The 12444-nt window shown below is 68.3% G+C and carries 11 protein-coding genes; 6 read left to right on the top strand and 5 right to left on the bottom strand.

What is annotated here, in order from left to right; genetic code table 11:
• Window positions 1-170 precede the first annotated feature (170 nt).
• The 4 genes from ABDJ85_RS00935 to ABDJ85_RS00920 are packed head-to-tail and all read left to right on the top strand — an operon-like array spanning window position 171 to window position 3035.
• Complete coding sequence (locus ABDJ85_RS00935; protein WP_347702850.1) at window positions 171-419, top strand: type II toxin-antitoxin system Phd/YefM family antitoxin; 249 nt, start codon at window positions 171-173, stop codon at window positions 417-419.
• Between the two features lie 10 nt (window positions 420-429).
• Complete coding sequence (locus ABDJ85_RS00930; RefSeq protein ID WP_347702849.1) at window positions 430-930, top strand: PIN domain-containing protein; 501 nt, start codon at window positions 430-432, stop codon at window positions 928-930.
• A 48-nt stretch (window positions 931-978) separates the two neighbouring features.
• On the top strand, window positions 979-2583 hold the full coding sequence (locus ABDJ85_RS00925) for a tryptophan halogenase family protein (protein ID WP_347702848.1): 1605 nt from the start codon (window positions 979-981) through the stop codon (window positions 2581-2583).
• Window positions 2580-3035, top strand: coding sequence for an OsmC family protein (locus ABDJ85_RS00920; protein WP_347702847.1), 456 nt, complete (start codon window positions 2580-2582; stop codon window positions 3033-3035). The genes ABDJ85_RS00925 and ABDJ85_RS00920 overlap by 4 nt, the downstream gene beginning before the upstream one ends.
• A gap of 4 nt (window positions 3036-3039) precedes the next feature.
• On the opposite strand, the gene chvE is transcribed toward ABDJ85_RS00920, so the two are convergent.
• The 3 genes from chvE to glmS form a co-directional block, all read right to left on the bottom strand.
• Window positions 3040-4092 carry a multiple monosaccharide ABC transporter substrate-binding protein gene (gene chvE, locus ABDJ85_RS00915; RefSeq protein ID WP_347703812.1) on the bottom strand — a complete coding sequence of 351 codons (1053 nt, stop codon included), beginning with the start codon at window positions 4090-4092 and terminating at the stop codon, window positions 3040-3042.
• Window positions 4093-4214: 122 nt separating this feature from the next.
• Entirely contained in the window at window positions 4215-5603 is a 1389-nt protein-coding gene (locus ABDJ85_RS00910; protein WP_347702846.1) for a glycoside hydrolase family 28 protein, read from the bottom strand.
• Window positions 5604-6081: 478 nt separating this feature from the next.
• Window positions 6082-7941: a glutamine--fructose-6-phosphate transaminase (isomerizing) gene (gene glmS, locus ABDJ85_RS00905; protein WP_347702845.1), complete on the bottom strand. Its 1860-nt coding sequence runs from the start codon at window positions 7939-7941 to the stop codon at window positions 6082-6084.
• 134 nt (window positions 7942-8075) lie between these two features.
• Between glmS and ABDJ85_RS00900 the strand changes: the two genes are divergently transcribed.
• Window positions 8076-8543, top strand: a complete 468-nt coding sequence (locus tag ABDJ85_RS00900; RefSeq protein ID WP_347703811.1) for an Lrp/AsnC family transcriptional regulator — start codon at window positions 8076-8078, stop codon at window positions 8541-8543.
• Between the two features lie 102 nt (window positions 8544-8645).
• Entirely contained in the window at window positions 8646-9701 is a 1056-nt protein-coding gene (locus ABDJ85_RS00895; RefSeq protein WP_347702844.1) for an NF038122 family metalloprotease, read from the top strand.
• Window positions 9702-9727: 26 nt separating this feature from the next.
• Here the strand turns inward: ABDJ85_RS00895 and ABDJ85_RS00890 are convergent, their stop codons facing one another.
• Window positions 9728-10909 carry a class I SAM-dependent rRNA methyltransferase gene (locus ABDJ85_RS00890; protein WP_347702843.1) on the bottom strand — a complete coding sequence of 394 codons (1182 nt, stop codon included), beginning with the start codon at window positions 10907-10909 and terminating at the stop codon, window positions 9728-9730.
• Window positions 10906-12366 carry a hypothetical protein gene (locus ABDJ85_RS00885; protein WP_347702842.1) on the bottom strand — a complete coding sequence of 487 codons (1461 nt, stop codon included), beginning with the start codon at window positions 12364-12366 and terminating at the stop codon, window positions 10906-10908. Before ABDJ85_RS00885 ends, ABDJ85_RS00890 begins: the two co-directional genes overlap by 4 nt.
• Window positions 12367-12444: the final 78 nt, after the last annotated feature.

Raw genomic sequence — 12444 nt, 5'->3', positions numbered from 1 at the left:
GATGTCAACGTTGTCTCCGTCCACCGCTCGGCAAAGACTGGGCCGGCGAGGCAGCGAGGCGCGACTGTCGCGATCGAGGCAACGGCTGTCCATGGGTTGCGACAGCATCGAACCTACGTACCTACCTAGCATTTGCCAACTTGCAGGCACGTCACTACCATCGCGGCCCCATGAAGCTGCTCTCCAGCCGTGAGTTCAACCGCGACGTCAGCCTCGCCAAGCGCGAGGCGGCCGTGGAGCCGGTGCTCATCACCGACCGCGGTCAGCCCACCCATGTGCTGATGAGCATTGCCGAGTTCCGCCGCCTCACCGGCGAGAGCGAGAACATCGTGGACCTGTTGGCTGCGCCCGACACCCTGGAGCTGGAAGCCGCCGATGGCAATGACGGCGCCTGGGACCACCGCGAGGTGCTGAAGTGAGCCGCCGCGCATGATGTATTTGCTCGACACCGGCATCGTGCTGGAGCTGCGCAAGGCGCGCTCGCCCGGGGCCGACCAGGGGCTGGCCGCCTGGGCGGCCGGCATGGCGCGGCAGCGGCTCTTCATGTCGGCGCTCAGCCTGCTGGAGGTCGAGAACGCCGCCGCGCGCCTGGCGCGCAAGGACAAGGCCGCCGGCCTCTCGGTCCGCGAATGGATCGACAACCAGCTGCTGCCCGCCTTTGAGGGCCGGGTGCTGGCCGTGGACGCCGCCGTGGTGCGCCGCCGCGCTCAGCTACCCTATGCCAACACACGGGACGGCCTGCTGGCCGCCACCGCGCTGGAGCACGGGCTCACCTTCGTCACCCACCGCATCACCGCCTTCCGCGCCGGGCGCGTCAAGCTGCTCAACCCTTCCGGCTATGTGCCCCAGGTGGGCGACGAGGACGAAGACTGGGGCCAGGGCACGCAAACCGGCCACCTCTGGCTCAAGAACCTCTACGTGCGCGCCTGATGGGCTTGAAGCCGGCCGCCGCTCTCTCCTGAAAGACTCCGCATCACCATGTCCAGCAAGCGTCGCATCCTCATCGTTGGTGGTGGCACCGCCGGCTGGCTGACGGCCTGCTACCTTGCCAAGCACCTGCGTCTGGCCGAGCGCCCGCACCTGGAGATCACGGTACTGGAGTCGCCCGAGATCAGCGTCATCGGCGTGGGGGAGGGCACCTTCCCCACCATCCGCGCCACGCTGCAGACCCTGGGCATCGACGAGTGGCGCTTTGTGCGCGAGACCTCGGCCACCTTCAAGCAGGGCATCCGCTTCGTGGACTGGGCCCATGCACCGGAACCAGCAGGCGAGGGCGAGACGCGGCACCAGTTCATCCACCCCTTCGAGGCGCCCTTCTACGCCGAGGACCTCAACCTCGTGCCCTACTGGCTGCTGCAGCCCGAGGCCGAGCGCCCGCCCTTTGCCCAGGCCATGACCCTGCAGCACCGCGTGGCCGCTGCCGGCCGCGCGCCCAAGCGCCTGAGCGAGGGCGCCTATGCCGCGCCGCTCAACTACGCCTACCACTTCGACGCCATGAAGCTGGCGCGCCTGCTGGGCGAGCACGCGCGGCAGCTGGGCGTGCGGCACGTGGAGGCCACGCTCAGCGGCGTGGCGCTCAATGCGGGCGGCGCCATCGACCACATCGAGACCCTGCAGCACGGCCGCTTCGAGGCCGACCTGTTTGTGGACTGCACCGGCTTCCGGGCCGAGCTCATCGGCCACCTGCCCGGCAAGCCCTTCCGCTCGGTGCGCGACACGCTCTTTGCGGACCGCGCCATGACCTGCAAGATTGCCGAGCCGTCGCCGGACGCGCCGCTGGAGAGCTTCACCATCGCCACCGCGCACGAGGCGGGCTGGACCTGGGACATCGGGCTCAACGGCGCGCGCGGCATTGGCTGCGTGTATTCAAGCAGCCACCTCAGCGACGAGCGCGCCGCCGAGATCCTGCGCCAGTACGTGGGCCGCGAGCATGCCGACGTGGCCATGCGCCGCATCCCCTTCGAGGCCGGTTACCGCGAGCAGCCCTGGGTGCGCAACTGCGTGGCCATCGGGCTCTCGGGGGGCTTCCTGGAGCCGCTGGAATCAACCGGCCTCGTGCTCATCGAGGCGGCGGTGGGCATGCTGGCCGAGATGCTGCCGCACAGCGGCCCCATCGATGCCCCGGCGCGCCGCTTCAACGAGCTGATGAGCGCGCGCTACGAGAACATCATCAACTTCCTCAAGCTGCACTACTGCCTCAGCCGCCGCACCGAGCCCTTCTGGCAGGACAACCTGCAGGCCGCCAGCATCCCCGAGCGCCTGGCCGAGCTGCTCGCGCAGTGGCGGCTGCGCCCGCCGGGCCGCTTTGACTTCGCGCTCGACACCGAGGCCTTCGCCTTCTTCAACTACCAGTACATCCTCTACGGCATGGGCTTCGAGACCCAACTCGAAGCCGCGCGCGAGGACTTCCCGCAGGCCGAGCAGGCGCGCAAGCTGTTTGCCAAGATTCAGCGCTTCGCTGAGCGCGCCGCCACCGACCTGCCCAGCCACCGCGCCTTGATCCAGCAGATCCATGCACTGGCCGCCCGGCCGGCCGCTCGCGCAGCCCGGCGGCCGCTGGCCGCCTCGGAGCCCACACCATGACCGAGAGCGCCAACCAGCGTGTCCAGATCACGCTGCACCAGCAGCAGGACTACGCCTTTCGCATCGACTTCGGTGGGCCCGTGCCGGCCCTGCTGGCCGACGAGCCGCCTCCGCTGGGCCAGTCCCAGGGCCCGTCGCCCGTGCAACTGCTGGCTGCTGCCGTGGGCAATTGCCTGAGCGACTCGCTGCTCTTTGCGCTGCGCAAGTTCAAGCAGAGCCCCGAGCCCCTGCGCACCGAAGTGGGCGCCGAGGTCGGGCGCAATGCCGAGGGCCGGCTGCGCGTGCTGCGCATCGAGGCCGACCTGCACCTCGGCCGCACCGCCGCCGAGTTCGAGCGCCTGGACCGCGTGCTGGCCAGCTTCGAGGCCTATTGCACCGTCACCCAGAGCATCGCCCAGGGCATCCCGGTCGAGACCCGCGTCTGGGACGCCGCGGGTCTGCGGCTCAAGTAGCGCCTCAGCGGATCTGGCTTTCCTTGTAGTAGCCAGAGTCGATCAGCAGCGGCTTCCAGTTCGTGCTGTCCACCAGCACCGGCTTGAGCAGGTAGGAGGGCACCACCTTCGCACCGTTGTTGTAGGTCTTGGTGTCGTTGATCTCGGGCTGCTTGCCGCCCAGCAGCGCATCCACCATGCCGGCCGCCACGCGGGCCAGTTCTCGGGTGTCCTTGTAGACGGTGGAGGTCTGCTCACCCTTGAGGATGGCCTTGACCGACGGGATCTCGGCATCCTGGCCGGTGATCACCGGGCAGGCCTGCTTGGCGGTGCAATAGCCCACGCCCTTGAGCGAGGAGATGACGCCCACGGCCAGCGAGTCGTTCGGGGCCAGCACCGCATGGACCTTCTCCGTGCCATAGAAGGCCGAGAGCAGGTTGTCCATGCGCGACTGGGCGGTGGCGCCGTCCCAGCGCAGGATGCCCACCTTGTTCACGCCCACCTGCTTGCTGCGGATCACCAGCTTGCCGCTGTCCAGGTAGGGCTTGAGCACGCTCATCGCGCCGTCATAGAAGAAGTAGGCGTTGTTGTCGTCCGGCGAGCCGCCGAAGACTTCGATGTTGAACGGGCCCTTGCCGGCTTTCAGGCCCAGCTTGTCGACGATGTTGTTGCCCTGCAGGACACCCACCTGGAAGTTGTCGAAGGTGGCGTAGTAGTCGACGTTCTTGGTGCCCTTGATCAGGCGGTCATAGGCGATGACCTTGATGCCCTGGCTTGCAGCGGTCTGCAGCACCTTGCTCAGCGTGTTGCCGTCAATGGCGGCGATCACCAGCACCTTGGCGCCCTTGGTGATCATGTTCTCGATCTGCGCCAGCTGGTTCGGGATCTCATCCTCGGCGTATTGCAGGTCGGTCTTGTAGCCGCGCGACTGCAGCTCCTTGACCATGTTGTTGCCGTCAGCAATCCAGCGGGCGATGGACTTGGACGGCATGGCAATGCCGACCATGCCCTTGGACTGGGCGAAGGAGGTGAGGCTGGTGGCCAGCAGCGCGAGGGCGAGGGCGCAAGACTTCAAGATCTTCAAGGGGAGGCTCCGAGAGTAGGCACCCCGCAGGGTGCTGGTGGCGGCGACAAGGCGACGACTGCGGCGAGCCGCGAGCGCCCGAAGCTGGGCGCTGCGCCACCTGCAGCAGGGGCTGATTATTCGACAGTCGGCCGCGTCTGGCTGCTCGGTTTGACGAGCCTGCCGCCAACGGTCACGTTCTCCAGCTGCAGGCCCTCCACGTTGACCATGTCGGCGATGCGATCGGCGCGCCCGATCTTGAAGTTGCGCAGGGTCACGCCGCGTAGCGGCGCCTCTGCGGGTGCGTGGCCGAGGAAGACGATGCCTGCACTGTCAACGTCGAAGTTCTCCAACACGATGTCGCGGTAGGTGGATGGGTGCCCGCCTCCCAGGAGGCCGGGGTAGTCGAGCTGGAACTGGATCAGGGTCTGGAAGGACTCGACCTTGAAGTTGCGCACGCGGATGTGCTCCACCGTGCCGCCCCGGTCCAGGTTGGCTTTGAAGCGGACCGCCGCGCCCCCAGTGCGCAGGAGGTTGTCGCTGAAGAAGACGTGCCGGATGTCGCCTGACATCTCGCTGCCCAGCGCGATGCCGTCCTCACCGCCCATGTCATTGCGGCGCACCACGATGTACTCGCTGGGCTTGCCAACGTCGCGGCCGTCACGGTCACGGCCGGACTTCACGACCACCGCGTCGTTGCCTGTACGGAAGTGGCAGTCCTCGATCAACACAAAGCGGCTGGAGTCGACGTCCACACCGTCGTTGTTGCCGTGGTGGCTCACCACCTTCACGCCGCGCACGGTGGCGTGCTCGGTGTAGACGAGGTGGTTGACCCAGAAGGGTGATTCGGTGGCGGTGTAGTCCGCCAGCAGCACCCGCTTGGCGCGGAAGAACTGGATCAGCGGCGGACGCAGATGGCTGCCGGCGCCGAAGACGCGACGCGCTGCCGGCGTACCGTCCACCCCCATGCGACGTAGCTTGTCGGTGTCGGCGCGTGCGCCCGCAGAGTCCAGCCACTTGAGGAAGCCACTATCGGCATTGCCGTCAATCGTGCCGCTGCCGGTGATGGCGACATCCTCGACCTCGGCCGCGTAGATCAAGGGGGAGTAGCCCTGCATTTCCGTGCCCTCCCAGCGCGTGGGCACGGTGGGCAGGTAGTGCTCGGGGGCGGGGCTGAAGCGCAGCGTGGCGCCGGCCTCCAGGTGCAGGTCGATCTTGCTGCGCAGATGGATCGGGCCCTGGCTGAGCCAGGTGCCCGCCGGGATGACCACGCGGCCACCGCCCGCCTTTGCTGCCGCTGCGATGGCCGCCTGGATGGCGGGCCGCGCGTCCGAGCCATCGGCGCGGGCGCCGTAGGCGGTGATCGGAAAGCGGCCTTCAGGGATCCGCGGCAATTCGATGCGCGCGACGATGTCGTCCGCCATCGCCCAGTCGTTCGTATCGGGGCTCCCGTCAGCTTGGCCGCTGACGATCAGGGTCAGGGCGAGCGCCACAGCGGTCCAGGCGCTGCGTCCCATGCTGCTCATGTCAGCGAACTCATGGCCGCCCATTGACGCGCACGCTGTCAAAGCTGCAGTGCTCAATGCGCAACGAAGGGAAGGCGGTGCCTGCAGCGCCTGTGCCAGCCAGACGCAACAGAGCACGGCGTGAGGAAGTCTTGCTCATGCGAGGAGAGGGTGCGGGTCTCGTGTTCGCCGTCGTGGCCCGGGCTGGCCGTGCCTGAGACTGCGGTGCATGCTGAGAGCCTCGCAGGGGCTGCTCGCGAGAGGATTTTGTGCGGGCGCAAGGGCGTCATGGCCGCCTGTGCCCGAGATTCCTCCAAATGATCAAGATCTTGCGCGAAGCGAGCCCGTTATTCGACAGTGACCGACTTCGCCAAGTTGCGAGGTTTGTGGTCTCCACTCACGCGGCCGGTGGCCGCATGAGTCGCGCCCCAAGCCGAGCCGGCTCGCTACGCGATCCAACGCCGCAGCTGCGGCGTAAACCGCGCTGCGTCGTCCCCGGTCATTCGACCGTGACCGACTTTGCGAGGTTTCTCGGCTTGTCCACGTCCGTGCCGCGCGCACAGGCCGTGTGATACGCCAACAACTGCAGCGGGATCACGTGCAGGATCGGCGACAGCGCCCCATAGTGCTCGGGCATGCGGATGACGTGCAGGCCGGGTTCGCTGGCGATGTGGCTGTCGCCGTCGGCGAAGCAGTAGAGCTGGCCGCCGCGGGCGCGGACTTCCTGCATATTGCTCTTGAGCTTTTCGAGCAGGGCGTCGTTGGGGGCGATGGTGACCACCGGCATCTCGGCCGTGACGAGGGCCAGGGGGCCGTGCTTGAGCTCGCCGGCCGGGTAGGCCTCGGCGTGGATGTAGCTGATTTCCTTGAGCTTCAGGGCGCCTTCCAGCGCAATCGGGTAGTGCAGGCCCCGGCCGAGGAAGAGGGCGTTTTCCTTGCGGGCGAACTCCTCGCTCCAGGCGATGACCTGCGGCTCCAGCGCGAGCACGGCCTGGACGGCGACGGGCAGGTGGCGCAGGTCCTTGAGGTGCTCGGCTTCTTGCTCGTCGGTGAGCTGCCCGCGTGTCTGCGCCAGCGCGAGGGTCAGCAGGAAGAGGCCGACGAGCTGGGTCGTGAAGGCCTTGGTGGAGGCCACGCCGATCTCGGCGCCAGCGCGGGTGATGTAGGCCATCTCGCACTCACGCACCATGGCGCTGGTGGAGACATTGCAGATGGTCAGCGTGTGCGTCATGCCCTGCGCGCGGGCGTGCTTGAGGGCGGCCAGGGTGTCGGCCGTCTCGCCGCTCTGGCTGATGGTGACGACGAGCGTCTTGGGGTCGGGGACGCTGTCGCGGTAGCGGTACTCGCTGGCGATCTCGACACTGGTGGGGATCTTGGCGATGCTCTCCAGCCAGTACTTGGCCGCGCTGCCGCTGTAGTAGCTGGTGCCGCAGGCCAGGATCAGGACCTTGTCGATCTCCTTGAAGTGCCGGTAGGCGCCGTCGCCAAAGAGCTCGGGGCTGATGCTGGTGATGGCTTCGAGCGTGTTGGCAATGGCCGTGGGCTGCTCGAAGATTTCCTTCTGCATGTAGTGGCGGTAGGGGCCCAGCTCGGCGGCGCCGCTGTGGGCGTGCACGGTCTTGACCTCGCGCTCGACGGCCTTGAAGCGACCACTGGCGGCGTCGAGCTGGCTGAGCCAGTAGCGGCCGAGTTGCAGGTCGACGACATCGCCTTCTTCGAGGTAGACGATCTGGTCCGTCACGCCCGCGAGGGCCATGGCGTCGCTGGCGACGAAGTTCTCCTTCTCGCCGACGCCCAGCACCAAGGGCGAGCCCTCGCGCGCGGCCACCACGCGGTGGGGCTCGTCACGGCAGAACACGGCCACGGCGTAGGCGCCCTTGAGGCGGGGCAGCACGGCCTGCACGGCCTCTAACAGGTCGCCCTGGTAGGCGTGGTCGACGAGGTGGGCGATGACCTCGGTGTCGGTCTGGCTGGCGAAGTGGTAGCCGCGCTCCTTGAGCTCGGCACGCAGTTCGTCGTGGTTTTCGATGATGCCGTTGTGCACGAGGGCAATGCGCCCCACGGCCTCGGCGGCCGCGTTGGGGCCGGCCGAGAAGTGCGGGTGGGCGTTGTGCACCGCCGGCACGCCGTGCGTGGCCCAGCGGGTGTGGGCGATGCCGGTGCCGGAGGCGACGCCATCCTGGTCGGCCAGCGCCTGCAGCTCGGCCACGCGGCTGGTGGAGCGGGCGCGGCGCAGGGCGCCGTCTTGATGCACGGCCACGCCGCAGGAGTCATAGCCCCGGTACTCCAGGCGCTTGAGGCCCTCGATCAGGATGGGGGTGATGTTGCGTGCGCTGACGGCGCCGACGATGCCACACATGCGGGAAGCTCCGGGTTGGGGTGGGCGCATCCTAGGCAAGGCGGTTTGCAGAATGTGTGCAAAGTTGGCATGTTTTTGAAATCCGCTTGCGGCGTTTGTTTGCCGCGCAAGATTCATTCAAAATTCGACCAATGATGGAATTGGATGCCACTGATTTGCGCCTGCTGGACGCACTGCAGGCGGACGCCAGCCTGAGCAACCAGGATCTGGCCGCCCGCGTGGCGGTGTCGCCGGCCACCTGCCTGCGCCGCACCAAGCGGTTGGAGGAGGCCGGCGTGATCCTGCGCCGTGTGGCGCTGCTGGATGGCGAGCAACTCGGCCCCCGCCTCAACGCCCTGCTGGAGATCACACTGGACCGCCAGGGTGATGAGCACTTGCAGGCCTTTGAAGCCCGCGCCGTGGCCGAGCCCCAGGTGCGCCAGTGCTGGCGCGTCTCGCCCGGGCCGGACTTCGTGCTGGTGGTCGAGGTCGCCGACATGGCCGGCTACCAGGCCCTGAGCCAGCGCCTGCTCACGCAGGACGCCAATGTGCGCAACATCAAGGCCTTCTTCAGCGTGAAGCGGGCCAAGTTCGAGACGCGGGTGGACCTGCCGGCTGCCTAGGGCCTGTTAACAGGCCCTAGGCTCTGTGAGCCCCCTCTAGAGGGGACCGACAGCCACCGCCTGCCTGCAGACAATCCAGCGCTTACCTGTCTGGAGTCCACGATGTCTGCTCGCCTTTCCAAATGCCTGGCTGCCCTGGCCGTGTCCGCTGCCATGGCCCCTGCGGCGCATGCGCTGAACTTCGTGTTCACCAACACCGGCAGCACACCGATGACGGCTCAGCAGATGGCGGCCCTGCAGGCGGCGGGCAACTACTGGTCGAGCAAGCTGAGCGACCCGGTCACCATCTACCTCGGGGTCAGCTTCGATTCCTTGGGCAGTGGCGTGCTCGGGCAGGCCAGCTCGCTGCTGTACGTCAAGAACTATGCCGACGTCCGCAACCTGCTGAGCGCCGACAAGACCACCGCGGCCGACACCATGGCTGTGGCCAGCCTGCAAGCCGGCAATGCGCTGAGTTTCTGGTCCACCCAGGGCAATGGCAGTGCGCGCTTCGACAACGACGGCTCGGCCAACAACGCGGGCCTGCTGGTGTCCGCCGCCAATCTGAAGGCCCTTGGCGTGAAGGTGAACACCACCGCCGACGCGCCCGATGCGCATCTGAGCTTCTCCAAGGACCTGGCTTTCTCCTACAGCCGGGTCGGCGGCACCCCGGGCGGCCAGCACGACTTCATCACTGTGGCCGAGCATGAGATCGGCCATGCGCTTGGCTTCACGTCGGGCGTTGACAGCATTGACTACTGCCTGGATCACGCCAGTGGCTGCGGCCTCTCGGGCGCCGCCAACCAGTTCGAAGAAAGCGAGTGGTTCACCACGCTCGACCTGTTCCGCTACTCCGCGCCCGGCAAGCTGGACCTTCAAGTGGGCGGCTCGCCGTACTTCTCGATCAACGGTGGTGCCAGCGCCATCGAGAGCTTCTCGACAGGCGACGCGCATGGCAATGGCTTTCAGGCCAGCCACTTCGGCACCTCGCACCTGACCTTGATGCGCCCCACCATCAGCGCCGGCGTGTCCTATGACGCCATGCCCGCTGATTTGCTGGCCATGGACGCCATTGGCTGGGACGTGGCCACGGCGGTGCCTGAGCCGGCCAGCATGGCCATGCTGCTGGCTGGGCTGGGTGTCATCGGCTTGCGCGCGCAGCGCCGCACGAAGGGCTGACGGGCTGAGGGCCAGGCGGCCCGGGCTCAGGCCTTGAGGATCGCCAGCCCCTTCAGGTACTCGCCTTCCGGGAAGCACACCGTCTGCGGGTGGTCCGGCGCTGCGGCAAGGCGGTCGAGGATGTAGCCGTCGACGCCGGCGTCGAGGCCGGCGCCGGCCACGATCTTGTGGAAGAGGTCGGGCGGGATGCCGCCCGAGCACGAGAAGGTGTAGAGCAAGCCGCCGTCCTTGAGCAGCATGAAGGCCAGGCGGTTGATGTCCTTGTAGGCGCGCGCGGCGCGCTCAGCGTGGGCGGCGGTGGGCGCGAACTTGGGCGGGTCGAGCACGATGGCGTCGAAGCGCTGGCCTTCCTGCAGGCAGCGACGCAATGTGGCGTTCACGTCGGCATCCCAGGCCTGGTGGCGGGCTGGGTCGAAGCCATTGAGCTCGATATGCGCTCGGGCGCGCTCCAGCGCCGGGCCGGAGGAGTCGACGCTGATCACCTGCTGCGCGCCGCCCGCCAGCGCGGCGACCGAGAAGCCGCCGGTGTAGCTGAAGCAGTTGAGCACCCGCTGGCAGCCGAACTGCCGCACGGCCTCTCCAAAGCGCTGGCGACTGTCGCGTTGGTCGAGGTAGTAGCCGGTCTTGTGGCCGGTGGCGATGTCGAGCGTCAGGCGCCACGCGTGCTCGCGGATGGTCAGCGCCGTCTCACCGCTGCCGCGCAGCCAGCCGGTGGTGGCGGGCAAGCCCTCCCATTCGCGTGACTGCGTATCGCTGCGCTCGTAAAGCCGCGTGAGGCCGGTGGCGGCGAGCAAGGCGTCGGCAATCACGTCCTTCCAGCGCTCCACACCCGTGCTGCCGAACTGGGCCACCAGGGTGTCGCCATAGCGGTCCACCACCAGCCCCGGCAGGCCGTCGGCCTCGGCGTGGATCAGGCGGCGGGCGTCGGAGTCGATGGCGAGGCGCTCGCGCCAGGCCAGGGCACGTTCGATGCGGCGGGCAAAGAAGGCGGCATCGATGCGCTCGGCCTCGTCAAAGCTCCAGGCGCGCAGCCGGATCTGGCTCTTGGGGCTGAAGGCGGCCCAGCACAGGAATTCGCCTTCGGCGGACTCCACGCGTACGGTCTCGCCGGCATCGCCGCCGCCCTTGGCGATGGCGCTCTCGAACACCCAGGGGTGGCGCTTTTGCAGGGCGCGCTCTTTGCCGGGGCGGAGCCGAACGGTCTTCATCGCTGCAGGCTTCCGTAGGCGTAGCTGAGGTTCAGGTGCAGCAGCGCCGAACGCTGGTCATGGCTGCGCAGCGTCCGCCACTGGCCGGCGCCGGCTCGCAGGCGCAGGCGTTCGTCGGGCCGCCATTCGGCCCAGGCTTCGGCTTGCATCACGGCGCCGCCGCCTACCTGCACGCCACCACCGCCGGCCGCGCCGACCAAGGCCTCGGCGCCGACACGCAGGTTGCTGTTCGGGGTCAAGGGCCGGCTTTGCACGCCCGCGCCAAAGAGCCCGAACGAGTAAGCACCAGCGCTGCCCTTGGCGGCGCTGCCGGCATAGGCAACGCCGTAGGTCCGGTCCGAGAGCTCGCGGCGCATGCTCACCGCCAGCTCGCCCACGGTCTCGCGCCGGCCATCCTTGAAGCGCACGCGCGGCAGGACCAGGGTGCTCAAGCCCAGCTGCTGCTCGCGCACCGTGCCCATGCCTTCATCGCCCTGGCCGTTGAAGGCTGTCGCCGGTGTGCGGTCCAGGGGCATGGACAGCGCGGCCCGCCAAAAGTTCACCCGGTAGGTGCCGCTGTAGGAGCGCGTGGCGCCGCCCTCCAGCCGCAGCGACGCGCCCCAGGGCGTGACCCAGCGCAAGCTCGGGCCCGCGCGCAGCAACCAGCCGCTGCCGGTGTTGACGCCGCCGCCGCCGCCGAGGCCACCGGCCAATTGACCGCCGACGCGCAGCTGACCCAGGGCGCTCTTGGCGAGTTGCCAGTCCTGCCCGATCTGGCCGAGCACTTCCATGTAGCCGTCCACGCCGCCCTTGGCTGCCCCGGAGGCTTCCACCCCCCACCAACTGCCCTCGGCCACGTACTGCCGCAGGTCAGCGCCGGCAAAGCCCAGCGTGCCCGCCAGCGGCGAGCCCTCGCGGCGCAGCAGGCCGGCGCGCGGGCGGGCCATGGTGGCCGTGAAGGCGATCTCGTCGATGCCCAGCCCGGTGCGACCCGAGCTCGCGCCGCGGCGCCCGGCGTCGAGCGGTGAGAAGCTGCCAAAGTCCGTGGACCGCCCCAGGCTGAAGCCCAGGGCCGTGCCCTTGACGTTGCCGCCCGGAAAGCGGATCTGAGCCAGGCTCAGCCCTGAGTACCAGGCCCCCTGCTCGGTGCGCAGCGAGATCTCGGGCCGCAGCATCAGCCCACCGCCAAAGCGCAGCTCGCTGCTGGACAGCCCGCCGCCCGCACCCACATACAGGCTGGTCGCCAGGTGGGTGTTCGCCCCCAGCCGCCAACGCCGCTGCGCGGTGAAGCCCGCCGTGAAGATGCCGCCGTAGTTGCCCTTGGCCGTGCCGTACACCCCGGGCCCGAAGCCCCAGTCATCGTTCACCGCCATCAGGTAGCTGATCGACGCAAACGCCGTGCGCCCACCGTCGGGCATCTTCACCGCCGTCCAGTTGGCTTCGATGGCGGCGGGGCGTGTCGAGGCGGGGCGAACCAAAGACTCTTGCGCGGACGCGCACAACGGAGCGAGCGCGCAAAGCGCTGCGACCCATCCAGCGGCCACCGCAGAACCGGC

The sequence above is a fragment of the Roseateles paludis genome, assembly GCF_039872745.1.
GTDB classification, from domain to species: domain Bacteria; phylum Pseudomonadota; class Gammaproteobacteria; order Burkholderiales; family Burkholderiaceae_C; genus Pelomonas; species Pelomonas paludis.
Note: the sequence above shows the minus strand (reverse complement) of the source record. Positions and strands in the feature narration are given on the sequence as shown.